General features: G+C 63.5%; 25 protein-coding genes. 19 read left to right on the forward strand and 6 right to left on the reverse strand.

Annotated features, from left to right (window positions below):
* Positions 1-21: 21 nt before the first annotated feature.
* The 3 genes from R2601_RS23000 to R2601_RS23010 all read right to left on the reverse strand — a co-directional run bounded on the left by R2601_RS23000 (position 22) and on the right by R2601_RS23010 (position 2,269).
* Complete coding sequence (locus tag R2601_RS23000) at positions 22-591, reverse strand: PIN domain-containing protein (protein ID WP_007803220.1); 570 nt, start codon at positions 589-591, stop codon at positions 22-24.
* Positions 588-1,052 carry an excisionase family DNA-binding protein gene (locus R2601_RS23005; protein WP_007803221.1) on the reverse strand — a complete coding sequence of 155 codons (465 nt, stop codon included), beginning with the start codon at positions 1,050-1,052 and terminating at the stop codon, positions 588-590. Before R2601_RS23005 ends, R2601_RS23000 begins: the two co-directional genes overlap by 4 nt.
* A 149-nt stretch (positions 1,053-1,201) precedes the next feature.
* Entirely contained in the window at positions 1,202-2,269 is a 1,068-nt protein-coding gene (locus tag R2601_RS23010; protein ID WP_007803223.1) for a helix-turn-helix domain-containing protein, read from the reverse strand.
* Between the two features lie 226 nt (positions 2,270-2,495).
* Between R2601_RS23010 and R2601_RS23015 the strand changes: the two genes are divergently transcribed.
* The 7 genes from R2601_RS23015 (at position 2,496) to R2601_RS27120 (ending at position 10,479) form a co-directional block, all read left to right on the forward strand.
* On the forward strand, positions 2,496-3,380 hold the full coding sequence (locus tag R2601_RS23015; RefSeq protein WP_007803225.1) for a recombinase family protein: 885 nt from the start codon (positions 2,496-2,498) through the stop codon (positions 3,378-3,380).
* Between the two features lie 292 nt (positions 3,381-3,672).
* Entirely contained in the window at positions 3,673-4,818 is a 1,146-nt protein-coding gene (gene repA, locus R2601_RS23020; protein ID WP_007803227.1) for a plasmid partitioning protein RepA, read from the forward strand.
* Complete coding sequence (locus R2601_RS25700; RefSeq protein WP_007803229.1) at positions 4,808-5,737, forward strand: ParB/RepB/Spo0J family partition protein; 930 nt, start codon at positions 4,808-4,810, stop codon at positions 5,735-5,737. The genes repA and R2601_RS25700 overlap by 11 nt, the downstream gene beginning before the upstream one ends.
* 203 nt (positions 5,738-5,940) lie before the next feature.
* A complete protein-coding gene (locus R2601_RS26275) occupies positions 5,941-7,053 on the forward strand; it encodes a helix-turn-helix domain-containing protein (RefSeq protein ID WP_040545938.1) in 1,113 nt (370 codons plus the stop codon).
* 127 nt (positions 7,054-7,180) lie between these two features.
* The gene (locus R2601_RS23035; protein ID WP_007803235.1) at positions 7,181-9,352 is read left to right on the forward strand and encodes a ParB/RepB/Spo0J family partition protein; all 2,172 of its coding nucleotides are present in this window, start codon (positions 7,181-7,183) and stop codon (positions 9,350-9,352) included.
* A 99-nt stretch (positions 9,353-9,451) separates the two neighbouring features.
* On the forward strand, positions 9,452-9,925 hold the full coding sequence (locus R2601_RS23040) for a UCP036055 family protein (RefSeq protein WP_007803238.1): 474 nt from the start codon (positions 9,452-9,454) through the stop codon (positions 9,923-9,925).
* Between the two features lie 389 nt (positions 9,926-10,314).
* A complete protein-coding gene (locus R2601_RS27120) occupies positions 10,315-10,479 on the forward strand; it encodes a hypothetical protein (protein ID WP_007803240.1) in 165 nt (54 codons plus the stop codon).
* A 356-nt stretch (positions 10,480-10,835) separates the two neighbouring features.
* Here the strand turns inward: R2601_RS27120 and R2601_RS23045 are convergent, their stop codons facing one another.
* Positions 10,836-12,173, reverse strand: a complete 1,338-nt coding sequence (locus tag R2601_RS23045) for an ATP-binding protein (RefSeq protein WP_007803242.1) — start codon at positions 12,171-12,173, stop codon at positions 10,836-10,838.
* Positions 12,170-12,829, reverse strand: coding sequence for a response regulator transcription factor (locus R2601_RS23050; protein ID WP_007803243.1), 660 nt, complete (start codon positions 12,827-12,829; stop codon positions 12,170-12,172). Before R2601_RS23050 ends, R2601_RS23045 begins: the two co-directional genes overlap by 4 nt.
* A gap of 145 nt (positions 12,830-12,974) precedes the next feature.
* Here R2601_RS23050 and R2601_RS23055 point away from each other — a divergent pair, with 145 nt between their 5' ends.
* The 9 genes from R2601_RS23055 to R2601_RS23095 all read left to right on the forward strand — a co-directional run bounded on the left by R2601_RS23055 (position 12,975) and on the right by R2601_RS23095 (position 22,458).
* Entirely contained in the window at positions 12,975-13,292 is a 318-nt protein-coding gene (locus tag R2601_RS23055; protein WP_007803245.1) for a PepSY domain-containing protein, read from the forward strand.
* Positions 13,249-14,634, forward strand: a complete 1,386-nt coding sequence (locus tag R2601_RS23060) for a ferredoxin reductase family protein (RefSeq protein ID WP_007803247.1) — start codon at positions 13,249-13,251, stop codon at positions 14,632-14,634. Before R2601_RS23055 ends, R2601_RS23060 begins: the two co-directional genes overlap by 44 nt.
* Before the next feature lie 183 nt (positions 14,635-14,817).
* Positions 14,818-15,180, forward strand: coding sequence for a hypothetical protein (locus tag R2601_RS23065; protein WP_007803249.1), 363 nt, complete (start codon positions 14,818-14,820; stop codon positions 15,178-15,180).
* 35 nt (positions 15,181-15,215) lie between these two features.
* Entirely contained in the window at positions 15,216-15,686 is a 471-nt protein-coding gene (locus R2601_RS23070) for a DUF2271 domain-containing protein (protein ID WP_007803251.1), read from the forward strand.
* Positions 15,687-15,697: 11 nt separating this feature from the next.
* Positions 15,698-17,905, forward strand: coding sequence for a PepSY domain-containing protein (locus R2601_RS23075; protein WP_007803252.1), 2,208 nt, complete (start codon positions 15,698-15,700; stop codon positions 17,903-17,905).
* The gene (locus R2601_RS23080; protein WP_007803253.1) at positions 17,886-18,866 is read left to right on the forward strand and encodes an FAD:protein FMN transferase; all 981 of its coding nucleotides are present in this window, start codon (positions 17,886-17,888) and stop codon (positions 18,864-18,866) included. The genes R2601_RS23075 and R2601_RS23080 overlap by 20 nt, the downstream gene beginning before the upstream one ends.
* Positions 18,867-18,871: 5 nt before the next feature.
* Positions 18,872-20,779, forward strand: a complete 1,908-nt coding sequence (locus tag R2601_RS23085; RefSeq protein ID WP_007803255.1) for a heavy metal translocating P-type ATPase — start codon at positions 18,872-18,874, stop codon at positions 20,777-20,779.
* On the forward strand, positions 20,776-21,477 hold the full coding sequence (locus R2601_RS23090; RefSeq protein WP_007803257.1) for a VIT1/CCC1 transporter family protein: 702 nt from the start codon (positions 20,776-20,778) through the stop codon (positions 21,475-21,477). Before R2601_RS23085 ends, R2601_RS23090 begins: the two co-directional genes overlap by 4 nt.
* Positions 21,478-22,053: 576 nt before the next feature.
* Positions 22,054-22,458 carry a single-stranded DNA-binding protein gene (locus R2601_RS23095; protein WP_007803259.1) on the forward strand — a complete coding sequence of 135 codons (405 nt, stop codon included), beginning with the start codon at positions 22,054-22,056 and terminating at the stop codon, positions 22,456-22,458.
* Between the two features lie 57 nt (positions 22,459-22,515).
* Here R2601_RS23095 and R2601_RS23100 read toward each other — a convergent pair whose 3' ends face one another.
* Entirely contained in the window at positions 22,516-23,112 is a 597-nt protein-coding gene (locus R2601_RS23100; protein ID WP_007803261.1) for a hypothetical protein, read from the reverse strand.
* Positions 23,113-23,151: 39 nt separating this feature from the next.
* On the opposite strand from R2601_RS23100, the gene R2601_RS23105 reads away from it, so the two are divergent.
* The 3 genes from R2601_RS23105 (at position 23,152) to R2601_RS23115 (ending at position 25,988) form a co-directional block, all read left to right on the forward strand.
* Entirely contained in the window at positions 23,152-24,057 is a 906-nt protein-coding gene (locus R2601_RS23105) for a hypothetical protein (RefSeq protein ID WP_007803263.1), read from the forward strand.
* 137 nt (positions 24,058-24,194) lie between these two features.
* Entirely contained in the window at positions 24,195-25,394 is a 1,200-nt protein-coding gene (locus R2601_RS23110) for a hypothetical protein (protein WP_040545939.1), read from the forward strand.
* 93 nt (positions 25,395-25,487) lie between these two features.
* Positions 25,488-25,988, forward strand: coding sequence for a hypothetical protein (locus tag R2601_RS23115; protein WP_007803268.1), 501 nt, complete (start codon positions 25,488-25,490; stop codon positions 25,986-25,988).
* Positions 25,989-26,066 lie beyond the last annotated feature (78 nt).

A 26,066-nucleotide genomic window follows, 5' to 3' on the forward strand; every position in this document is an offset into this window, starting at 1 on the left:
TCAGTCAGGGCAGTTCTGGGATCAAAGCAGGTCGGCGAATTGCTCCAGGTCGGCAACCGTGGCGACCAACCCCTGCTGTGTCAGGATCGCGAGATACTCGTCGACGCTTTTGAGCGGATTCTTGAGGCGCGCGCGAACTTTCCGCAGCGCGGAACAGACCAGACCGGGCGCGAGAGACAGTTGGTTCCGGAAAAAGTCGTCAGGGTGTTGGGTCTCGATGCCAAAGGGCGCAAGTGCCGCTGGTGGGAAGTCCTTCAGGTTCTGCGTGACGATCGCGTCACAGCGCCCAACGATTGCCGCCGCCAGAACGTGCCGATCGTCAGGGTCCGGCAGTGTTAGGGCCGGCACCAATGCCTCGTAGCCGGTGACCAGACAGTCGCGTGTGGCCCTGTCCATCAAGTCGCGAGTTCGTTCCAGCGCGGCGCGCTCCCGATGAGGTTCATTGCGCAGAAGCGCATCAATCCACTCCCGATGGATATCGGCCGTCCACTTGGCCTTGAAAAGGTCTGTGACCGCCAACTGCATCAGTGCATCGCGCATCGGCGCGGGATAAAGGACGTTCGCATCGAACAGGACCGTGTACTGGCTCATTTCGAGCGGTAGCCCATGTCCTGCTCTTGAGCGTCGGCGGCCAGTTGATCGAGCGCAGCTTCACGCTCGGTATCGATCGCGGCCTTGTAGGACATCACGTCTTCCATGCGGACGCGGCGATGCTTGCCGACCTTCCGATGCGGTATGGCACCATCCTCGAGCAGCTTGATCAGGAACGGACGCGAGACGTTCAGAACCTCAGCGGCCTGTACGGTCGAGAGTTCGGCGTTCTCGGGGATGATGGTGACCCCCCGCCCCGCTGCCATCGCCTCGAGGATCTCCATGAGCAGCGATACGGCGCCCGCAGGAAGCTCGATCGGCTCCATCTGCTCGGAGTCCGTCACACGAAGTTTCAACGGCGCGCGCGCCTGGGCGAAGCGTGACAATGCCTGGCCAGAGACGCGCGCAATCGCTGCGTCCTGCGGCGTGGGCGGAAGATGTCGGTGTGCCAGCATGTTCATGGTGGTCTCCTCTCCGGTTTCTGTTCTCTACCACCATATATGAAATAAGTGCAACAAATGCATTAAGTGTTGGTGAGTTTCTGCGCGCCCTGCCGCGTGCTCGCGGTTATCGCTGCTGTCGAGTGAGCGGGTGAGACCCACGCTAACCTTCAGTTTGTCGCCTTCCACATCCTGAACCGCCCCTGTCCTGTCACCTCGCGGATCAGACCCCGCTCTTGCATCCATGCAAGGTTGCGCTGAACAGCGGCGCGACTGGCACTCGTCAGGGCCTGGGCCATTGGCGCAGAGACGAGCGGCCATTCGGTCAGCACTGCGCGCAAGGCCGGCGGCGTCCTGCCCGAGAGCAATGTCATTTCGGCTTCCGCCCGCGCCGACCATGCCTCGATATCGTCAAGGTGCCGCACCGCGGTCAGGCACGCGGCTTCCATCCCGTATAGCCAGCGTTCCAGACGTTCGAACGGTGAACCACCGGCTCGTAGTCCCCCTGCCCCGCCCATGGCCAGAGGCGTGAAGACTGCGCCTCTTCCATCGCTGGCCGCGATCCGCGCAGCTGCGACAGCCGCTTCCATACGGTCGTCGTGCTGCCCGAGCCCCGCGAGGCGCCAGAGGTGAAAGCCCGCGCAAGCGCGAGTGATCGGGTGCAGGTCCGTGGCCTGCCCCATCAGATCCAGCCAACCGCTCGCGCGATCCACGAACGGCTCGGTCTCATCACTGATGTTCTCGGGGTCGCGACGGTCGAGGAAGGCGGAAAGGTCCTGCTCCGGTCCCGGTCCACCCGTCAGTCGCCGAATCGCCCATCCGACTCGCGCCAGCGCCGCCGTGTCGTCCTGGACACCGGACAGGCGCAGCGAGATCCAGAGCGCCAGCCGGTCTTGGCTGATGCGGTCACCGGTGTGCCAGCTCAAATCTGCGGCCTCCATCAGCGCAAGCCGATGCCGCCATCCTTCCGGTCCGCGCTTCAACCGGTCGTCCAGCGCGCCGACGCGACCGGCCACACGGGCAAGACGCGCGGCCTGCCCGCCCTCTGCCTTCCGCCATTCGTCGAGGACCTCGGTTTCACGCGGTTCGGCCCGTGGTCCCGGCGGCAAATAGTCCGGCTCGTCGTCCATCGGACCGGGCAGAAACCACAGGTCGTCCTCAGACGCCTGTTCGACCTCCTCAGCATAAATGCCGAGCGCGTCGGATTCATCATACAATGCGGGGGTTCCAGGCCTCATATGCGCAAAATACAGCTATTTTGAGCTTTACCCAAGGGTTTTATCAGAGTGCGTTTGTACACCTTACATAGCACGCGCGCGCGATGGTCCGCGAGACCTCCCTGATCGCGCTCTGCGTATGGAAACCAAGGGCTTTCTGATGAACAGCGCCACAGAGCGCGCCCTTGCATTCATTTACAAACGGTCGTTTATTTATGATACCTTAAACTGCAAACGGCCTGTTTTGATGCCCCTGATCGGCTATGCGCGCGTCTCGACCGAAGATCAGACCCCCCTGCCCCAGTCGCAGGCCCTGAAATCCGCGGGCTGCGTCGAGATCCACGAAGAGCAGGCCTCGGGCGGCAACCGTGCGCGGCCCGTGCTGGCCCGCGTGCTCGAGCGGATTGGCAAGGGCGATACGCTGGTCGTCGTGCGCATTGATCGTCTGGCGCGATCGCTATCGCATCTGCTCGAGGTCATCGAGCGGCTGGAGGCGAAAGGTGCCTTTTTTCGCTCGCTGACCGATCCGATCGACACGTCCTCGCCGCAGGGCAAGTTCACCCTGCAAGTTCTCGGCGCCGCGGCCGAGTTCGAGCGCGCCCTGATCCGCGAACGCACCAAAGCGGGGCTGGCCTCGGCGCGCAGCAAGGGTCGGATCGGCGGCAACCCGGGACTGCGCGCCCGCGATCCCGCGGCGCTTCGCAAAGTGCGGCTGGCGAGGCAAGACGGTTACATGGATCGCCTGAACGAGACGGCACAGGACTGGGTACCGCACGTTCGTCGCCTGCGGCCCGACATGGCCTGGGAGGACGTGCTGCGCATCATCAACGCTCCCCTGCCCCATGAACGTCAGTGGACACAAAGCCGATTGCTCCGCGCTGTGAACGCGTATGTGCGGGATGGGTTCTTGGCCGAAGCCGTGTTGGGCCGTGCCGGTCGCCGCGACACCGACGACCGTTTGCCGGCCATCGTTGCCGGCATCAAGGGCGCAAACCCGGAGATTACGCTGCAAGAAATCTGCAACCGGCTCGAGAAAATGCGGGAGCGGACGCCGCGTGGGCGGACCAGCTGGCAGCCGTCATCCGTGAAGATGCTGTTGGAGCGAGCCGAGAGGCTGGGGCTGCTTGATTGAAGTCGCGGGAATCGCCATGCGATTCTTATGATCTGCAGTCCGTAGGCGTCCACAATACATGTTGTGGCCACGACGCCACGACCCACGAGCTGTTGAGGTGCGCTGCGAACAAGGCCACCCAACGCACTGATACTTAACGGTTTTCTCTCGTCAGAAATCAGCCCCTTCAACGCGCATACGCCGTTCAACGGTTTGGGCTGGATTTACTCACCAAAACTGTTAAGGTCTACAAAACAATAAAGACTTGAGGGCAGTGATGAGCGGGATACGAGCCTCTCAAAGATTCGATGTCATGTCCAAGCGGCTTGGTAGCCGGTTGCGAGAACATGCTCAGGAGACTTTTCCACCGGATGCCCAGAAGGGTCTCCGCCGCTTCGCGATGCGGGAAGCGGCAGATCTCCTACGGCTCAACCAGAACACCTTCCGCCACCATGTGTCAAACCTCGAAGGCTTTCCCGAAGGTATACTCGAGGGTGGCAACCGCCGCAGTTTCTCTGCTGAGGAAATGGTCGAGGCCCAACGCGTCCTTCTTGAGACGGGCAGGATTAAGCCCGATGAGCACCCTCACAGAAGAGCCGGCGAACCGTGCCAGGTCGTGACAATCTTCAACCTGAAGGGCGGGTCCGCAAAAACGTCGACCGTAGCTCATGTTGGTCAGCTTCTGGGTCTTCGCGGCTATCGGGTCCTGCTTATCGACCTCGACAGCCAGGCAAGTCTGACAAACCTGTTTGGGGTGACTCCTGAACTCGATCCGGACATGCCGACCTCCTACGATCTGATCCGGTCGGAAGGTCCCCTGCCCGCCCCCGAAATCATTCGCAAAACGAACTTTCCGACGGTCGACCTTATCCCCGCCTCCATGGACATCATGGAGTACGAATTTGAGGTCGCTTTGAGCTTCAGGCACGGAGCCACCACGTTCCACAGCCGGATCCGCGAAGCACTTGAGCCTGTCTTGGACAGATATGACGTGGTGATCTTCGACACCCCGCCGCAGCTGAACTTCTCGGTGATCTCTGCCCTCTTTGCTTCCACCGGGGTCCTGATCCCGCTCAATGCGTCCATGCTTGATGTCATGTCCCTCGCAAGCTTCCTCGGTATGGCAAGCAACCTGATGGGCGTCGTCGAGGCGCATGCTCCCGAACACGGTCTGAACTTCGTGCGGGTGCTGATCACCCGCTACGAGAATACCGACGGTCCACAGGTCCAGATCTCGTCTCTGCTTCGGACGGTCCTTGGCGATGCGGTCCTCCCGGCCGAGTTCCTGAAGTCGACAGCGGTAGGTGATGCCGCCAATACGCAGCAGAGCATCTTTGAGGTCGAACCTCGCGACGTGAACCGCAGAACCTACGAGCGTGCAATCGAGTCCGTTTCGCGCGTTACCGACGAAGTCGAACGCGAAATCCTAAAGGCATGGGGGCGCAGCCATGGCGCGTAAGGTCTTCGGGGACTCACTCAAGAACGCGATGGGTAAAGCGTCAAGGTCGGATGAGGATGCGGATCTCGATCTGAAGCGCACGAGCCCAACTGTCGCTCGAGCGCAAGCATCGGTGTTGGAAGAAGACAAGCACGCCACGCGCCTGATCGACCCGAGCGCCGTGCGGATGTCCGCGGTCATGGACCGTATCGATCCGAGCGATGGCCTCGAGGAACTCGTGTCCTCGATCCGGGAGCATGGGCAAAAGGTTCCCATTCTCGTCCGCCGAACCCAGGATGGCGCACTTGAGATCGTCTATGGGCGCCGCAGGCTTCTCGCATGTCGTGAGCTTGGTCAGAAGGTGCGCGCCACGGTCATGGAAATGACCGAAGAGGAAGCACTGATCGCCCAGGGCGTGGAGAACAATGCCCGCCAAGACCCCTCGTTTATCGAGAGGGCTTTGTTCGTCGCCGGCATCATTCGAGAACTTGGGAAAACAGACGAGACGCGCAAGAACGCCCAGACCATCGCCTATCGGGCACTCCAGATCGATGAGTCTCTCGTCTCTCGGATGAACCGTATCGCGACGGGCATTCCGATGGAGCTGATCCAGGCCATCGGACCAGCACATGGCGTTGGTCGGCGGGTCTGGGAGAAGCTTTTCAGGCTGTGCGAGAAGGACGTCTCGAGAGCCAAGGAAGTCGCCCGCGAAATCCCCCGTAGCTTGCCTGGCCCAGAGCGGCTTGACGCAGCGGTTACGCTGCTCACGGCCACCAAGACAACTCCGCCCAAGGCTGAGCCAGGTGAGCGCGTGAAGATCGGCCGCAAAGGCAATCGCATCACTATCGATGTGGACGCTGATCTTGCCCCACGCGTCGAAGAGGCCGTCCGAAAGCTGATCGGAGAGCTTCTTGACCGCGGTCAAGACGGCCCAAAGTGACGACCCCGTGTCTTGACCGCGGTCAAGACATCAAGAGCAACGAGCAGAAAACGAAAGGAGGAACGGTTAGAAAAGGAAAGACCCCCCGAAAGCGGTGCTTCCGAAGGGCCTCAATCAGTCTCGACACCTGATTGATACCCCCAAAACGAATCGAGTTCAACACCGCTCGCGGTGACCGGGGAAGCTTTTTCTTCCGAAACACCATGAGACATGTCACTCAAGCACGAACCGCCTTGGCGGAACAACCAGCTATTGCCTGCCCTAACCCCTACGAGCTTCTGGGGCCGGTGCGGGTTCTTCGGAAAGACCTGAACCTCACGAGCAACGACGTCACCGTACTGACAGCGCTCATCAGCTTTCTTCCGCGCGATCAGAGCCCAAACTCTGGTGAAACACAGTGCAAGCTGACCATTGTGTTTCCTTCCAACGCCTCCTTATCAGAGCGCGCAAACGGCATTGACGAAAGAACGCTTCGCCGCTGCCTGGGGCGCCTTGATGCTGCGGGACTCATCCAGCGAAAGAGTTCAGCGAACGGGAAACGCTTCCCTCTCCGCTACGGTGGGATCATCAGGGATGCGTTTGGGATCGACTTGGGTCCGCTAATGCAGAGCCACGACGCTCTTGCGGCCAGAGCATCGAAGGTCACGGAAGAGCGTGAACGCCTGCGCTCCCTCAAGGCAGAAGCCCTGGCGCTGCGCGCGTCCCTCCTACAGGACGAACAGCTCCATGACGCACGGCGGGCTTCACTGGAAACGATCCGAAACCTGCTTCGTCGAGCAACCCTGACTGCCGACACAGTCTTGCAAATCATCGCTGGTCTCCGCGAGCTCGGAGCCAACGCCAAGCCGAGCTACGGAGAGTGCCACGAGTCAAACACCCATGCGGACCGAGAGGAATCGCAAGACCAAACCCTCGGCCGTGACTGCGCGAGCGAAATGTCCGCCAGGAACGGACAAAATGACCGGCAGATAGAGTCTGTAAAAAAAGAACATATTAAGAAAGACACGCACGTGAACCAGACCAACGCTTCCCAAAGCGTTGGAGCACCGACCATGAACCGGGACCCGGCAAAAATGGCATGGACGGACTTTTCACATGTCGCGGACTTCTTCCCAGACCCGCCACGAACAGGCGAGGCCCTGAACCGCGTTCTCTTCGATATCGGTCGATTGCTTAGAATACGCCAAGAAAAACTGATGCGTGGTCTCCAAAAAGCTGGGGCTGGACGGCTTTTGCTGATCTTGGACTACCTGTTGGGAAAGGGCGAAGCGATCAGGCAGCCCGAGGCATACTTTGACACGATCCTGCGCGCATAGAGTATGCAGGTTACACGTCTTGACCGCGGTCAAGACCGACGGCGAGAGGGAAAGGCTGGGGGTTTGAGGAGTGACGGGAAGTGAGATTGGGAGAGTGGCTTCCGACGCCCGTCGTGGAGAAGATCTGATGGCGAAAGCGGCCCAGAACATCACCCTGTCCCCGTCGCGGGACATCCCCTTCAACAAGCTGGTGCTGAGCCAGTCCAACGTGCGGCGCATCAAGGCCGGCGTTTCGGTCGAGGAACTGGCCGAGGACATCGCGCGGCGCGGCCTGCTGCAGAGCCTGAATGTGCGGCCCGTGCTTGATGCCGATGGGGTCGAGACCGGCACGTTCGAGATCCCGGCCGGTGGTCGACGCTTCCAGGCGCTGTCGCTCCTGGTGAAGCAGAAGAGGCTGGCGAAGACCGCACCGATCCCCTGCATCGTGCGGGATGCTGCGTCGGAGATCCTGGCCGAGGACGACTCGCTGGCAGAGAACATGCAGCGCGTCGCTCTGCACCCGCTGGACCAATTCCGCGCCTTCGTGGCCTTGCGCGAGAAGGGTCAGAGTGAAGAAGCGATCGCCGCGGCCTTCTTCGTGACGCCGCAGATCGTTAAGCAGCGCCTGAAACTCGCGTCCGTGGCCCCTGCCCTGCTTGAGGTCTATGCCGAGGATGGCATGACGCTGGAACAGCTGATGGCCTTCACCGTGAACCCGGATCACGCGCGTCAGGAACAGGTCTGGGATGCGGTGAAAAACTCCTGGAACAAGGAGCCCTATGCCATCCGGCGCATGCTCACTGAGACCTCGGTCCGAGCTTCCGATCGTCGTGCGGTCTTCGTGGGTGTCGATACCTATGAGGCGGCGGGCGGTGCCCTCCTGCGTGATCTCTTCCAGGGCGACGACGGTGGCTGGCTGGAGGACCCTGCCCTGCTCGACCAGCTGGTCTCCGAGAAGCTCCAGGCCGAAGCCGAGGTGCTGGCGTCCGAGGGCTGGAAATGGATCGAGGTGGCGACCGACCTGCCCTATGGCTACAGTCATGGTCTGCGGCGTCTGGCAGGTGATACCGCACCGATGACCGACGAGGAAAGCGCGGCCCATGCGACGCTCCTCGCCGAATATCGCGCGCTGGAGGAAGAATACTCCGGCCAAGACGAATACCCCGAGGAGATCGATGCCCGGCTGGGTCAACTCGAGATGGCGATGGAGGCACTCGAACAGCGGCCTGTGATCTACGACCCGGCCGAGGTTGCCCGGGCCGGCGTCTTCGTCACACTGGATCGGGATGGCAACTTGTCTGTCGATCGCGGCTATGTCCGGCCCGAGGATGAGCCGCGCGAGGAGACCGCGGTCCAGGATGGTGATGGTGCAGATGCCATGGGGCAGGGGGGTGATGCCTGCGGTTCCAGCTGGAAACCGTCGGCAACCTCCGCCGGGGGCACTGTGATCTCCTCAGGCGGGCAACCGATCGGCACGGATGCGTCCGAGGAGGAAGACGACGAGGCGCTGAAGCCGTTGCCTGAGCGGCTTGTCATGGAACTGACCGCCCACAGGACCCTCGCACTGCGTGAGGCCATCGGGCGTTCGCCGGACGTCGCGCTGACGCTCCTCCTCCTGAAGCTGGTGACGGATACCTTCCGCACCTCCTCGGCCTCGGGAAGCTGTCTCGAGGCTTCGGTGCGTCACGTCTACATGTCGGCGCAGGCACCGGACCTAAAGGACAGCGTCGTGGCGAAGCTGGTCGATGAGCGTCACGCGGCCTGGGAGGCTGATCTGCCCCTCGGCGATGATACCGCCCTCTGGGACTATCTGACCCTTCTCGATCAGGGCAGCCGTCTGGCTCTGCTGGCGCATTGCCTCAGCTTTGGCGTCAATGCACTTCATGAGAAGGTGAACCCCTATGGTGCGGGTATCTCCGCCAGCGGCCTGACCCGCCGCATGGCCCATGCCGATCTGGTGGCGAGGGCGGTCGATCTCGACATGGTCGAGGCAGGCTGGGAGCCGACGGTCGATAGCTATCTCAACCGCGTGCCCAAGGCTCGGATCCTCGAGGCTGTGCGCGAGGCGAAGGGGGAGGGGACTGCGCAGCTTCTCGATCACCTCAAGAAGGGCGAGATGGCCACGGAGGCCGAGCGGCTTCTCAAGGGCAGCGGTTGGTTGCCCGAGGTCCTGCGTCGCGCTGATCTGGCGGTGGACGACGGCGAAGAGATTGCAGAAGGGCAGGAGGAGCACGCGGGCCAGCCCGAGGATGTCGATCTTCCGGCTTTCCTGACGGCCGATCTGCCGGAGACCGCCGCGTCGATGCTGGCCGCAGAGTGATTTGAGCCATCCGGGGGCGGGGAAACCCGCCCTCACTCCCACAAAATACTGCAATATCAATATGTTGAATGCGAACGCTCGCATTCGAGATGAGGAATCATGTCTGCAACAACCATCATCGACTCAGCCCCTCTGGGGGCGCTGATCCGCTATACCGACGGTAGTCCCAAGCCGCCGGCACGTTTCACCAAGAAGCTTGCGGCCTGGGAGCGCTCGAACGGCGTCGGCCGTCTCGTGAAGAAGGAGCCTACCCGGGTGTATTCGACCTGGACCGCTCCGGCCTCCTTCACGCTCCATGAGGGCAACTTCTCCTCCGACGGGGTGATCCTTGTCACGATCATGCGCAGCCATTCGGCGGACAGCCGTCTGATCTTCGAGGTGGCCGAGGCACCGAAGGCCGGGCAGGTGCGTGTGCTCCTCGACTTCGGGGGCAATACCGAGCTGCTGCATCTGGCCGAGTCCGTCACCGCGGCCGAGCTATGGATTGCGCGGGAGGGCTATCGCAACGCGCGGCTGGAAATCGTCGGTGCCGAGGACAGCGATAGGGCAGGGGGCGCGGACCTGGCCGCCTGAGCCCTGACAATGCGTGTGGGGCCTGCCGAAGGGTGGGCCTCTCACCGACCAAGAACCTCGTCCCGCGATATCGCGGGGCGCCAGAGGATCCATCCCCAAAGACGGAGGTCTTCAACCAAGAGCCTGCTCGGGAGGCTGGCGGCGTTCCAGGCATCGGCGGGACAACCGGCTCCTGACGATGGGGCACCATCCCCCGCTCGCCATTCCCTTCCTTGCCCCGAATCCCGTCTTCGAGATCAACCCGCGAGGGGTCGGACTACGGGCAAGGCCGTGCCGCCGGGTGGATTCGGACGAGCCGAACGCACCCGGTGATGTCAGCCAGTCTTCGGGCCTGCGGGGTCCTGTCGCGCGGGGGATGGTCCTCCGCCTCCAAGACAGGAGCCAAACAGATGTCCCGCAAAGATGCACACGCCTTCGCAGCCTCCCTCGCCGCCACGCTCATGGTCTCGATCGTTGTCTTCCAAGCAGGGGATGGAACCTTCGGCGCTGTCCCCGCCGATGAAATCGACGGAGACGAGGTCGTGATCGTCTCGGAATACGATCCCTTCGGGTGAGGCTTCGGCCTCACTTCCCGAGGGTCCGGCACGGCGCAGGTGCGCCTCCGGGCCTACTAGCGCCCCCGTGACCGGGGATAGTCAGTCGGCTAAAAGTCGCTTCGGACAGTCTGCTTCTACTAGGTTCGGGAAGCCTTTTCGTCGACCATCCCCATATGCTGGAAACAGCGATCACCCCCCCATGGTGAGCGCTGGCTACATGGCGATCGTCTATCCCGAACAGGCTGCTGGCGTTGTGCGCTGCCCTTCCGAGCATGACGCTGCATAGCACGGTAACCGACGCGCCAAGCCAGGCCCTGATGATCTTGATCCCAAGGCTGCATTTGGCCCTTTGGCAACCAAAAGGGATGTCACTGTCACTCGCGGTCGTCTATCGGCAACCTGAGCGATACTTGAAAACCTGTGGTCCGGCCCGGCCGCGGCGATTGAAGGACAAGGTGGCTACCGATCCGCTCTGTTATTGCCGCGACGATGGCAAGACCAAGGCCGCTGCCGTCGGCGTTGGCAGTTGCCCGCTCGAAACGCGCTGTCAGCCGGTCGAGCGTTTCGCCCGGCACGACAGGGCCGTCATTTGCCACGGTGAACTGGCCAGATGCGGTCAGAGTGACTTCGGCCGGGCTACTCTGTCCCCCATGACGAAGAGCGTTTTCCACTAAGTTCCGGCACAGGATGGCGAAGGCGTCGGGATCAAGATCTGACATGACAGCCTTGTCGGGGAGGTTCAGCCTGATACGGTCTGGCGTGCCCGTGCGGCCAATATCATCCACCACAATCCTCGCAACGCCCCTCAGATCCGAGCTTTTGTCCATCCTCAATCGCCCACCTTCTGCCCGTGCAAGTTGCATCATGCGTTCTGTGCGTCGCGTCAGCCTTTTCAGCGTCTCCTCGATGTCGGTCGCACGTTGTGCAGCCGCTCGGTCCTTGGTTTCCGACCTGAGCCTCTGCGCCTGCGCGATCGCTCCTGCGAGTGGTGTGCGTAACTCGTGAGCGGCATTCGCGGCGAAGCTTCGCTCGGCCTCGAACGCCTCGCGCAATCTGGCCAGCAGGCTGTTCAGCGTATCAGCCAGCGGGCCGATTTCGGTTGGAAGCCCCTCGTGAGGAACCTGTGAAAGGTCGCGAGCGCCACGTGCTTCCAGCCGCGCGCGGAACCGGCGCAGAGGATCAAGGCTGAAGCGAACTGCCAGAATGATCGCGATCAAGGCCACTGGAAGCACGATCAGCAAGGGCAGGCCGAGACCCATCTGTATTTCGCGAGCCACCGACATGCGATGGGCCAGCGGCTCGGCCACGGTGATGCGGATCGTGCCCTGAAGCGCCGCATCGCTGTAGAGACGGTGCGTCGCGGTCTGGCGAAACCCGGGCCCGTCATAGGAGGGGAATACGGTCGGGTCCGCCGCATGCGATTGCAGCAGGACGCGGCCTTCGGCATCCCGTACGAGATAGGTGAAGAACTCGTCATGCTCACGGATCGGGGCGAGCCGCTGGGTCACACCCTGATCTTCCCGCCCGACGATGTCGGTTACTGCCAGCGGCAGGATTCGCTCCGCAGTCTCACGGAGCGCGCTGTCGAAGACCTCGTCCATTTCGGCCCGGACGATGACAGCCGTCACCGTCGCTGCGAGAAGCCACAGCACCGTCAGCACCAGGCCCACGGATAGGCCGAGCCGCGCCTGAAGGCTGGCGGGCCACTTCATGGCCTGCCCAGGCGGTAGCCCATGCCGCGCTCGGTTTCGATGGTTGCGCTCCCCAGTTTCTTCCGCAGGCGGCTGACATGGACCTCGATGGTGTTGCTCTCGACCTCGGCGTCGAAGGCGTAGAGCTTCTCCTCCAACTGCGCCTTGGACAGGAGCTGCCCGGGACGCGCGAGGAACGCTTCGAAGAGCGCCCATTCCCGCGCTGTCAGCGGCACATGTCTGCCATCCCGATGGACGCTGCGCGCGGCAAGGTCGATGTCGAGCGGTCCGTGGGTCAGGATCGGGTTGGGGTTTCCGCTGTAGCGCCGCGCGACCGATCCGATCCGCGCCGACAGTTCCGACAGGTCGAAAGGCTTCACAAGATAGTCGTCAGCGCCTGCATTAAGCCCGTCGATCCGATCGGACACCTGGTCGAGTGCGGTAAGAATGATGACCGGAGTCACGTCGCCCCGCGTGCGCAAGCCCTTGAGAAACCCTATACCGCGCCCGTCCGGCAGCATCAGGTCGAGCAGGATCAAGTCGTAGGACGTAGCAGCCATGGCATCGCGCGCCGCATCCAACCGCGTAACCCAATCCACTGACTGGCCATCGGCTGCGATCTGGTCGCGGACGGCAGCGCCGAGAGTCGTGTCATCTTCGATCAGCAATATGCGCATGGTCGTACCCGTCCTTGTCTAATGTCCCTCCATGATCCGTCTGGCTGACACGAAGCTGAAGCCTGTGGGTCGCGCCCGTTCAGGCTGCCGTCAGCTTCGCAGCGCATGAAGTGCATCAAGAGGCGAGCCACTAGGAGTGTGCCCCATGAAGAAGACATTGACAATTATCGGCTTTCTCGCGGTCTTCCCGGCCGGCGCGGCGCTGGCTGACGACGACTGCTTCGTCCCGATGGCTGATTGGCAGCCGCGCGATGCGGTTGCCCGTCTTGCCGAGGAAAATGGCTGGGCGGTTCGCCGCATCAAGATCGACGATGGCTGCTACGAAATTGACGGCCGGGATGCCCAGGGGCGTGCGATCGAGGTGACGGTCCACCCGGCCACGCTGGAAGTAATCGAGTTCGAGTTTGAGGACGACGATGATGATCGTCGCGACCGCGATCACGAGAGACACGACGATGACTGATACGGCGCATCGTGATGGTAATGTCTCCGCGCCGGGCTTTCCCCCACTCCTTCGGCTTTCCCTCAACTCTACTCTGGCTCTGACGGGCCCGGTGCTGGTGGCGCTGCCATGCCTGCTGGCGGCTCTGCTCGGGTTGAACACCTATGCGCCTTATGGTGCGGACGCAGCATTTGGTATTGCCGTCGGGGCCGCGGCGGTTGTCGCGATGGCGCAGACCTTGATCCTCGCCGCACGGCCCCCACTGGTGGAACAATTGTTCGGCGGTCTCGATCGCATGTACCGGGTGCACAAATGGCTCGGCATTTCCGCAATGGTCCTCATGATCCTGCACCAACAGATAGAGCCGGATTTCGAGCGTTTGGTGCGTGAAACCTCCCTAGGGGAACTGGGTGAAGAGGCAGGCGAACTCGCCTTCAACGCGCTTCTCGCCCTGGTTGCTGTCAGCTGGTTCAGGAGATTGCCCTTCATCGGGCTCGAGATTCCCTATCAGCTCTGGCGGTTTAGCCATCGTTTCATGGGAGCTCTTTTTGCTATCGTGGTGTTTCACCAGTTCTTTGTCGATGTGCCTGCTGGGGTGGACCCGACATTCATGTTGGTGCTGAATTCCTTCGGCATTGCCGGAGTTGTCGCCTGGATCTTCACCGAGTTGCTCGCTCCGCACCTACGGCGTAGAGACTTCACTGTCAGCCAGATCAGCCAGACCGGTGACACGACCACCTTGATGCTCACTCCCAAAGGCCGTGCCATGCGGTGGCGGCCCGGGCAATTCGCTTTCGTTCGAGCGCCGGAAGCTGGACTGTCCGAGCCGCACCCGTTCACGATCGCCAGTGCCCCGCGCCCTGATGGCTCCCTGACGTTCTCCATCCGGGCTCTGGGTGGGTGGACACGGAGCCTTCCGGCGACGTTGCGGACCGGAACGCGCGTGCAGGTCGAAGGCCCCTATGGGCGGTTCGATTTTCGCAAGGGCGGTGCGCGCCAGATCTGGCTGGCCGGCGGCATAGGTATCACGCCGTTCCTCGCCTGGGCGGAAAGCCTGACGGAGGCGGAAAGGCGCGACATTCACCTCGTCCACTGTGTTCGAACGCAAGACGAGGCGATCGGGTTGGAGACGCTGCGCGCTGCGGCCGCCCGCAATCCGAGTTTCAGTTTCGAGGTGGTCGTCACGGCGCGCGATGGCAGGCTCACGGCCGAGCGCCTGATCGGCGCGGTCCCTTTCGCGATCCGGCAAGCCGATTTGTGGTTCTGCGGCCCAACCGGTCTGAAGGACGGGATTCTCAAGGGCTTGAAAGCACAAGGCCAAACGCCTCGCCGTGTCCGCTTCGAGCAGTTCGAATTCGCCTGACCGCGGGGCAGGGCGCATAGCCATGCCAGCCCTGTAGCCTGCGCTCGCATCTTTTTGGCCCCGCCATCATCGGCGGGGCCATTTTTTTCCTGACGGCAAGCTGAAGCAGGAATCGCTGGGGCGTCAGGAAGCCCTCAGGTCGACGCGCCAGATTGGTCTCATCAGACGAAAGGAGACCTTGCCATGAAAAAGACCCTGACCCTTCTCGCAGCGACAACGGCGCTGACCGCCGCCATCGGCGTTCCTGCCTGGAGCGCGATGCAGGCCCCGGCCGACAGCATGCTTCGGCCCGTGGCCGCGCTCTTTGACGACGCCTCACAAGACATGCCTCTCATTCTCGCAAGCGACGATGACGACCGCTGGCGGGACGGTTCGCGTCGCGGACACGACGATGACGAAGACGATGATGATGATGACTGCGACGACGATGATGACGACGACGATTGTCGGGGCGGCGCCCGCAATCCCGCGCCCGCTGGAACGGTCGCTCCTCCTCAGAACGGCCTCTTCGGAAATGGCGCCCCTCCGCAGGTTCAGGTGAACTGAACAGCTCCGAAGCACCCTGAACAAGGATCATTCCCATGAAATCACTTCTCGCAACGCTCGCGCTTACCACGGCGCTGACGCTTCCCGGCCTCGCCATGGCGCGGCCGGTGACGCTGACCACCACCCTCAACAATTATGGCGGTGACGGAGCCTATCTTGCACTTTACGTCACCGACGCCTCGGGCGCCTATGTCGGCAGTCTCTGGATGGCTGGTGGCAAGTCCAAATACTACGAGCATCTGAGCGACTGGTACCGTGCCACGGGCGGCGATACTGCGCAGGTCAACGGCATTACCGGGGCCAGCGTCGGCGCGGGCCGCAGTCTTGAGATCACGCTTGATCTGGCTGATGCGCTGTTCGATGCGGGCTACACGCTCCACATCGACGCGGCCGTCGAGGACATGCGCGACAGTCCGAACGAGGTGGCGGTGCCGCTCACGACCGACGGCGCGGGCACGCCGGTGCGCGGGCGCCGGTACGTCGCCAGCTTCGCCTACGACATGTGAGGGGCAGGGCCATGATCCGTGCACTCCATCGCTGGCCGGGTCTTCTGGCCCTCGCGCTCGTCACGATCCTCGCGTTGAGTGGCGCGGCACTGTCGGTCTTCCCCGCGGCCGAGCGCATCGCCGCGCCGCAGCCGGAGACCGGGCTCACGGTTGCCGGACTCGCGGACCGCATCCAGACAGTCTATCCGGGCGTCGAGCAGATCCGCCGATCACCCTCGGGCCGGATCACTGCCTACTGGTTCGATCAGGGCGCGCCGGGTGCCGCCGTGATCGACCCGGCGACGGGTGAGGGCGTGGCCTCGGCCGACCCGAACCAGGCCGAACGTTGGCTCACCAACCTGCACCGCTCGCTGTTCCTCGGGGACGGCGGGCGCATCGCCATGGCGGCAGGGGCTGCCGCGATGCTGGTCCTCTCGCTCTCCGGTGCGGCGCTGGTCGCTCGGCGGACGGGCGGCTGGCGGCACTGGTTCGCGCGCCTGCGCGGACCGCTCGCCGGGCGGCTGCACGTCGAGATCGCGCGGATTGCCGTCGTCGGCCTTGTCCTGTCCTCCACGACCGCCCTCTGGATGACGGCCTCCACCTTCGATCTTCTGCCGGACGGGGGCGCCATCCCGGCAATGCCGACCGAGGTCAGTGGAGCGACGGGGTTCGCTCCGGGCCAGATGGCCACGCTGCGGCAGACGCCCATCGCCGAGTTGCGGGAATTGAGCTTTCCCTATCCCGGCGATGCGACCGATGTCTTCACGCTCAAGACCGACCGCGGGACAGGCTATCTCGATCAGGGCACCGGGGCGCTGCTGGCCTGGGCCGACCTGACCGGGTGGGAACGCGTTTCGGAAACCATCTACATGCTGCACACCGGACAGGGGGCGGCGACGCTCGGCCTTGTGCTCGGGCTCATGGCGCTCGGCGTGCCGGCGATGGGCGCGACCGGCGTGCTGGTCTGGCTCGCCGGCCTGCGCGGTCGGCCGCGGATCCGGGGCAACCAGCCCGCGGGGCGCGCCGAGACGATCCTGCTCGTCGGCAGCGAGGGCGGCAGCACATGGGGCTTCGCCGCGACGCTTCACGCCGCCCTGACGCAAGCCGGGCAGAGCGTCCATGTCGGCCCGATGTCGGGCTTCGCCCCCGAAAGCTACGCCAACGCCCAGCGGATCATCCTGCTCGCCGCGACCTATGGCGACGGGGCCGCGCCTGCCTCGGCCAAGGGCTTTCTCGACCGGCTCAACGCGTGCGACCGGGCGGCGGACATCCCTATTGCGGTGCTCGGCTTCGGCGATAGAAGCTTTCCGGCCTATTGCGCCTACGCGGAGTCCGTCGCAACTGCGGCAGAGGCGAAGGGCTGGCCCGAACTGCTGGCTTTCGACACAATCGACCGCCAGTCGCCGCAGGATTTCGCGCGCTGGGGCCGGGCGCTCGGAGACGCTCTCGGGATCGAACTCGAACTGTCGCACCGGCCTGTCCAGCCGCAAACGACCACGCTGACCCTCGTCTCGCGGCGCGACTACGGCGCCGAGGTGCAGGCCCCGACGGCGATCCTCCGCTTCGCGCTTCCCCGCGTTGCGCTCTGGCAACGGTTGCTCGGGGGCGGGTTCGCACGGTTCCAGACGGGTGACCTGATCGGCATTCTGCCCGAAGGCGGGACCGTCCCGCGGCTCTATTCGCTCGCCTCTGGGCGCCGCGACGGCTTCATCGAGATCGTGGTCAAGAAGCATCCCGGCGGGCTCTGCTCGGGTCAGCTCACAGCGCTGGAACCTGGCGACACGGTGAGCGCCTTCCTGCGCCCCAACCCCGGCTTCCGTCCGGGCCGAAGCCGGGCGCCCCTGATCCTGATCGGCGCGGGGACCGGCATCGGGCCGCTAGCGGGCTTTGTGCGCGGCAATACGCGCCGCAGGCCGATCCACCTGTTCTTCGGCATGCGCCATCCCGACAGCGATTTCTTCTACGGCGAGGAGTTCCCCGGATGGCAGGACGAAGGGCGTGTAAGCCGGCTGGTCACGGCCGTCTCGCGCGGGGCGCGTCCCCATTACGTCCAGGACGCGCTGCGCAGCGAGGCCACTCAGGTCGCGGAGCTCATCCGCAATGGGGCGCGCGTGATGGTCTGCGGCGGACGAGACATGGCCGCCGGCGTGGCCGAGGCGCTGGCCGAGATCCTCGCGCCGGCCGGGCTGACACCAGCAGTCCTGAAGGCGGAGGGGCGGTATGTCGAAGATGTCTACTGAGCGGGCGCGCATCGCGCTGAACGGGCCGACGATGGGCACGAGGTGGTCGGCGCTGTTATTCGCGGACCCCGGTTTCGACCCGGGGCCGGTCCGCTCGGCATTGCAGGCGGCCGTGGATGAGGTGGACGGACAGATGTCGACCTGGAAGCCGGACAGCGACCTTATGCGGCTCAACGCGGCACCGATCGGTGAATGGATCGCTGTTCCTGCACGATTGCTCGAGGTGCTACGCCTCGGCCTGGAAATTGGCCGCGCCTCTGGTGGAGCCTTCGACATCGGCATGGGCGACGCGGTGATGGCCTGGGGCTTCGGACCGGAGGCCGCCGCGCCGGATGGCATCCGCACCGCGATGGCCGCCTCGCGCCGCCCGGCGCATGACGTGCTCGAGATCAACGGCGAACACGTGCGCAAGGCCGCACCCATCGCGCTGGACCTGAATGGCATCGCCAAGGGCTACGGCGTGGATCGACTGGCCGAAATCCTCCGCAATCAAGGCATATCCGACGGACTCGTCGGGATCGATGGCGAGATGCGTGCAATGGGCCTCAGGCCGGACGGTGAAGCCTGGACCATCGCGGTCGAGGCGCCGGACGCCGAGCGCCGGACGCCGCATTCGATCCTCGCGCTTCAGGATGCCGCCGTCGCGACCTCGGGCGACTACCGTCACTGGGTCGAGGTGCAGGGGCGCCGCCTGTCGCACACGATGGACCCGAGGCGGGGAGCGCCGCTGATCGCGTCGCCGGCCTCCATCACGGTCGTGGCCCGCAGCTGTGCAGAGGCAGATGCCTGGGCGACGGCCCTCATGGTGCTTGGGCCGGTCAAAGGCGCGACGCTCGCAAAACAAAGCGGCCTCGACGCCCTGTTCCTCTTGCGCGATGATGTTGTCAACGTAAGGGGCGTGGGAGTCGGACGACTATTTTCCGAAGAGCCAGCGGCAATCGCCTCAGCCGAGGGGAGATGAGCCGCATGGAAACGACACGGACCGACCGCTTCAAGACCGCTATCCTGCTCATTGCCGCGACCGGCCTGATTGCGGGACTTGCCTTCTACTTTTCCGGCGAACCCGACGTCGCGAACGCGGTCTGGATCGCGGGCGTCGTTCCCGCGCTCGCCGCGCTCGTGGTCGAGATCCTGCGCAGCCTGCGTTCCGGCGAAGTGGGCCTCGATATTGTCGCCGCGCTCTCCATGTCGGCGGCGCTCGTCTTCGGCGAGACCCTCGCCGCGGCGGTGGTCGCCGTAATGTATTCCGGCGGCACCTTCCTCGAAGCCTTCGCGGAAGGGCGTGCCCGCCGTGAAATGCACGACCTGCTGTCCCGTGTGCCCCGGACCGCGACAAGACACCGGAATGGCGGGCTGGAGGAAGTGCCGCTGAACGAAATTGCGCCCGGCGACCGCCTTCTGATCCGGCAGGGCGACGTGGTGCCGGTGGATGGCACCTTGAGCTCAGAGACGGCCTTCGTCGACACCTCGGCGCTGACGGGGGAATCCCTGCCCGTCCGGCTCCGTTACTGCGCCGAGGCCATGAGCGGATCGACCAATGCGGGCGAAGCCTTCGACCTGATCGCAACTCACGAGGCCAAGGACAGCACCTATGCCGGGATCGTCCGGCTGGTGGAAGAGGCGCAGGCCTCCAAGGCGCCCATGTCGCGACTGGCCGACCGTTGGTCGCTGGGGTTTCTGGCCGTCACGGTCAGCATCGCCTTCGCGGCATGGTGGTTCACCGGCGATCCGATCCGGGCCGTCGCCGTGCTTGTCGTCGCAACGCCATGTCCCCTGATCCTGGCCGTGCCGGTCGCGCTGGTCGCAGGCCTGTCGCGCGCGGCGCATTTCGGGGTGCTGATCAAGGGAGCGGGGCCGCTCGAGACGATGGCGCGCATCCGCACGCTGATCCTCGACAAGACCGGCACGCTGACGGACGGACGGCCGCAGATCGTTGCAATCGACAGCCACGACGGCATGGCAGAGGAGGACATACTGCGCTTGGCTGCCGCGCTCGACCAAGCGTCCAAGCACCCCGTGGCTCAGGCCATCGTCGCCGCCGCAAAGGAGCGGGGCTTCTCTCTACCCGTTCCGTCAGACGTGGCGGAGATTCCGGGCGAAGGCGTCGTCGGCTATGTCGAAGGCCGGAAGATCATCGTCGGCGGGGATGCCTTCGTCGCATCCCGCGTCGGACGGCGGCCCGGCGATCATTCCGCCATCGCCGCTGGTTCGGTCCTCGTTGCTGTCGCGGTCGACGGGCACATGGTAGGGCATCTCGTCATGTCCGATCCCCTGCGCGACGGCGCGGGCCAGATGCTGGACGGGCTGCGGCGCGAGGGGATCGCGCGTATCCTGCTCGCGACCGGAGACCGCGCTGACGTGGCCGAGCGTGTCACCGAAGGGCTTGGGCTCGACGGTCTGCGGGCCGGGCTGACACCGGACCAGAAAGTGTTGCTCGTTCTCACCGAGCGCAAGAACGGCCCGGTGATGATGGTGGGCGACGGGGTCAACGACGCGCCCGCGCTCGCAGCGGCAGACGTGGGCGTCGCCATGGGCGCACGGGGCGCGGCGGCCTCGGCGGAGGCGGCGGATGTCGTGCTGCTTGTCGACCGTATCGACCGCCTCGGGCCAGGGATCGAGATCGCGCGCGGCGCGCGCCGCATCGCTGTCGAAAGCGTTGTCGCCGGGATCGGCCTTTCGGTCATGGGCATGATCGCGGCGGCTTTCGGCTATCTCACTCCGGTGCAGGGGGCGCTCCTGCAGGAGGTCATCGACGTTGCAGTGATCCTGAACGCCCTCCGCGCGCTGCGCATCGCGCCCCATGAACCCACTATTCCGAAACCAAAGGCTGTCTCCTCCGGGCAGGATGACATCGCGCAAGGAGCCACGCCATGAGCCGCCTCTCGCATTCCGAAATCCACATGGTGCATCGCATCGGCTGGCTGCGGGCCGCCGTTCTCGGCGCGAACGACGGGCTGGTGTCGACGGCAAGCCTCGTGGTCGGCGTCGCCGCAGCAGGATCGGGAAAGCCGGAGGTCCTTATAGCGGGGCTGGCTGGCCTCGTGGCCGGCGCGATGTCCATGGCGGCAGGCGAGTACGTCTCAGTCAGTTCTCAGACTGACGCGGAAAACGCTGACCTTGCGCGCGAGACCCGCGAACTGGCGGAAACACCCGAGGCCGAACTCGAAGAACTTACCCAAATCTATGTCGAGCGAGGGCTGGACCGAGACCTTGCCGAAAAGGTGGCCGTGCAACTGACCGAACGTGACGCGCTCGGATCGCATGCCCGCGACGAGCTTGGCATCTCCGAGACCGTGACAGCCCGCCCGATCCAGGCCGCCTTGGTGTCGGCGCTGACCTTCGCCGTGGGTGCGGTGCTGCCCTTGATCGTCGCACTGGTCGTCCCGGATGCACGGATCGTTTTCTTGGTCGCCGTGTCGACGATCCTCGGCCTCGCGGTTCTTGGTGGATTAGGCGCTTCTGCTGGCGGTGCTGGTGTTATTCGAGGTGCTGCAAGGGTCACGCTCTGGGGTGCACTCGCCATGGCGGCGACCGCTGGAGTCGGTGCGCTGTTCGGGGTCGCCGTAGGCTAGGGAGTAGCCGAGTTCCCGGGCGAAAGCTTCCACCTTGGCGCGGGCTTCCACCTTGTGCCGATCCTCGAATGTGGCAAGCGCTTTGGCGACGTCATTCTGCATTTTCTTCAGCTCGCTGAGCGACAGTACGTCGAGATCGAAAGCAGCCGTTGGTGCGGTCCGTGTCCTGGATTTCCCGGTATCGATAACCCATCGCGGTAGGGCCCTGGATTTCTCGGCAGGCGCGGGCAGGGGTGAGAGCTGGTGATAGCCACTTAGGCCGCTAGCGGTGTGCTGGGCTTTGGGTCAAACAGTCCCGATTGGCAAGGAGACATGGTCTGGCATGGGCTCCCCGTATCTCTCTGTCTTCTGGGCCGTCCCTTCGACTGACAATCCCCTAATCCCGTTCGGGCTCTCGCGCGCAACCCCGCGTCAGCCCGGGCCGAGTTGGCCGCCTATGGCGTCCTGCCCGCTCCACCCCGGTCCTCTGGGGGTTTCCGGCGTCCGTTCCGTCCACCGTGCACGCGTCACCCGACGGGCTTTTTCCGGGTCTTGTCGAAGGGACGGTCCCGAAGACAGGACACATAGGAGCTTACCATGCAGAACATCGTCATCCTCGCCGGCAACATCGGTCAGAAACCCGAAACCCGCACCACCCAGGGCGGCACTAACATCACCAACTTCAGCCTCGCCACCTCGCGCCCCCGCCTCTCGGAAGGTCGCGTCCTGCGCGACGAGAACGGCTACCGGGTCATGGACACCGAATGGCACCGCATCACCTGCTTCAACGGTCTCGGCAAGACGGTCGCCGAGCACTGCGAAAAGGGCATGAAGGTCCTCGTTCACGGCCGCATCCACTACAGCAAGTGGATCGACAGCATGGGGAACGACCGCTACGGCTGCGAGATCATCGCCGAGAAGGTCGACTTCCTGAGCCGCCCGAAGTCGGCCGAGAGTGAAAACCCCGAGCTGGTCGACCGCGACGACGAGATCCCGTTCTGAAAGGAACGGGGTCTCCCCCTCGGGCCCGGCGGGGAAAGCCGCCGGGTCTGTTAAACTTCAGTCTTGCGTCTTCATCGCCGCCAGCTTCTTGTCGATCCTACCGATGTGGTGGTCCCAGTCATCTGCCCAGCCCTCGGCTTTCGCTTGCTCGCAGAGCGCCCTCGCCAAGGTCCAGTTGCCGCGCTTCTCTTCGATGATGCGAAGCTGCCGGTAGCCCGCGTGGGCAGGGATGAAGCCCCAGTTCTTGTCCTCGCGGAAGAACCGGGCGACATTAGCCCCGAGGCCGATCTGGCGCTCGAAACTCTTCACTGCTTCGTCCAAGGCGAATGGATCGTGATCGCGCCACCGGTAATAGAACCCACCCCTGACCGCAAAGTAGAAGTGCAGGTCAAGAACCGGGACGTTCTCGTTCACCAGCGTGTCCGCCCGATCTAGCAGCTTGTACCCCAGATGGCGCAGGTGCTCCTTCTTCAGGTATTCAGCCAGTGCGCCGAGGCTGTTCGGATTGGTCGACCGCGCAAGGCTTTCCGCCGTGCCTCCGCCGAGTGGCGCGAAGACCCCTTCTATGGTCGCGTGTTCCTCCGGCGTGAACGTGTCCGTCCACCAGTCACCGGTCGGTTGCGATTCGGCCTTTCGACGGAAAAATGGCAGCATCCTGTATCCCTTTCCCGCCACCGTGGGTAGCATCGCACTATGCAAATACCTGACGACATCACACCCATCCTGCGCGAGATCGACCAGTCGCTCAAGGAAAAGGCAATACCGCCGCACTCACGCCCCATAATGGCGGTGCTCGAGTTCGGAAATAGGTTCCGCATCAGTCTTCCGATTGCGAAGCTCCCGCCCGGTGCACCGGCAGAACTGGTCGCGACCAGCGTATACACCGACCGCATTCACCGCTGGTACGAAGAGGTCTATGGCGACCTGATCAAGACCGATTTCTCTGAGAAGGCCAAGGTCGCGGTCCTCGCGGATGGGGACATCTGGGAGATGCGGATTCCACTGATCTACGGGACAGTGGTCATCGAGGCCAAACGCGATCTGCCCAGCGACACATGGAACAGAGTCGGGACACAGGTTCTCAACGTCAACGCATGCGTCTCGCTGACGGGCATCACCGAGGCCCGCCTGAAGCACTTTTCCGACGACGACCTGAACGAGGTCTACGGGCTGTTCGTGGTCGGGCTAGATGTTCGTGATGCTTTCAAGCGGTTCCGCAAGTCCGACCCGATGTTCGCCGCCGCCGAACAGGATTGGTTCGCAGCAGTCGCGCATATGACCAACCAATCCCCGAACTGGGGGCAGGCCCGGTGGTCCTCGCTACAGATGACCGAGAAGTTCATGAAGGGCTTGATTGCCATCATCGGGGATTACGAGGTTCCATGGGGGCACAAGCTGAAAGAGCCGCATGACGTCCTTGCCAAATCAATCCGAGGCCTCGACCTTCGCCACCTAATTGCAGACATCCAGTGTGACGCTTCGGTTCGGTACAACGACCCGAAGATGCCTTCCACACGCCAGCAGGCCTACGCTGCCCACAAGGCCAGCCTGCTCGTCGTGCGGGTCTTGGGCGACGTCCAGTACAGCCAAAACCGATGACTACCCGCAAGCCTCGCACACTGCCGCTTTGCTCTAATTCGCCATTGTGAACCCAAGAGTGAGAGGAGTGCCGGTTTCCCGGTGACGGGTTGAGGGTTGGGAGAGTGGCTCCCGGCGCCTGTCACGGGAGATAGCCGATGGGCGTTGTAGAAGTTCTGGATCCGGTACAGCCGACGCGGGCTGGTGGCTGGAAAGTGGATGTGAGCCGAGGTGAGCGGAACGGGCGGGTGTCGTCCGAATGGTTCAACCGGCCCGATGACGAGCGGTATCTGTCGCTCGATGATCTATGGGCCTCGGTGAAGGGTCGCTCCGAGCGCAGCCGCAGCCGCGTGGTGCAAACAGCGGATATCCGCGTCGAGGCCGCGCGCGACAACCCCGAGCGGTTGCACCTGATGCTGCCGAAAGCCGAGGCGCCTGTCGGGCCCACGCATTGGGCGTTCGGCCAGCTTGCCAGCATCGTCGGCGCCCCGGCCTCCTATCTGCGGCAATTGCCAGCGCCGCTGGCGGGGATCAATCTGCAATATGGTCTGACCAACCACCGTGCCGAGCAGTTGAAGACTTTCGAGACGGAAGACGGCCGCACGGAACTGCGCGCCGTGACCGGCCCCGACTATGGCCGTATCCACGATTTCGAGCTGGTTGAAGCGGTTCAGCGCATCGCGGGCAATGGCACCGGCGACACGCGCTGGAAGGTGCCGGGCGTGCTGGATTGGTCGACCGGGGTCTATAACCCCGATGTCGAGATCAGCCGCGACACGACCACGCTCTATGCCTCGGACCGCGATGTCTTCCTGTTTCTTGTCGATGATCGCAACCCGATCGAGGCGGGCAAGCTTCCGGACGGCTCTCCCGACCTCTACTTCCGGGGCTTTTACTGCTGGAATTCGGAGGTGGGCGCCAAGACCCTCGGCATGGCGAGCTTCTATCTGCGGGCGGTGTGCCAGAACCGCAACCTCTGGGGCGTCGAGGATTTCCAGGAGATCAAGATCCGTCACTCGAAATACGCCGCCTCGCGCTTTGCACATGAGGCGGCGCCCGCGTTGACGCGCTTCGCCAATTCCTCGCCCCAGGGGTTCGTGAACGGCATCAAAGCGGCGCGGCAGCAGATCGTGGCGCGCAGCGACGAAGATCGTGCGGATTTCCTGCGCAAGCGCGGTTTCTCGAAGGCCGAATCCGGCAAGATCATCGAGAAGGTACTGATGGAAGAGGGCCGCCCGCCCGAGAGCATCTTCGATTTCGTACAGGGGATCACGCGGCTTGCGCGCGACAAGACCCAGCAGGATGCGCGCCTTGATATGGAGGGGCGCGCCAAGAAGCTTCTCGACCGCGTTGGTTGAGGTGGCGACCGGAGGCGATATCGCCTCCGGTCTCGTCCCTGTTTCATCGATCTGCTACCGTGCCCGACATGTTTAGGTATTGGAAGTACGCGCATGGAAGAAATCGATTGGTCAGATCGTGCATTTTATGATGACGGCGAATGGGTTACCTGGTCGGAAATCGACGAGCAGCTTCGCTACAAGGAGTGGGGCGCTAAATACCCGAACGCGATCCGGTCTATGATCCCATATTTTGAGGATCTCCTGTCCCTCGCGGAAAGCTATCACCTTGAGACCGGCCTCCACCTCTCTGTCTACGGCGATATCGGTGAGCTGTTTGGTGCTATCACGTACGGTATCAAGCTGAACAAGACCTATGCCCAGGGTGCTGACGGAAGACTTGGCAATGATCATGTCGAGGTCAAAACCATTACGCCATTCAAGACAAAGGATGTGGTTGTGGTCGATACCAATGGGCATTTCAACAAGCTCTTGGTTGTAAAGATCAACGAGGATTTTCAGGTCTCGGGTCGGATGATCGACCGAAAAGATCTTCCAAAGCGCGAAGGGCGCTACTTGCGGGTTCGATGGGGCGATTTACCAACGCCGAAATGATCGGCCCGATCAGCGACAGAGAGTCCGAGGGGGCGGTTTGGTCTTTGACGGTTTGAAGCGGGGAGAGAGGCTCTCCGC

Origin of the sequence: Salipiger bermudensis HTCC2601, assembly GCF_000153725.1 — a bacterium.
In the GTDB taxonomy this organism is placed as follows: domain Bacteria; phylum Pseudomonadota; class Alphaproteobacteria; order Rhodobacterales; family Rhodobacteraceae; genus Salipiger; species Salipiger bermudensis.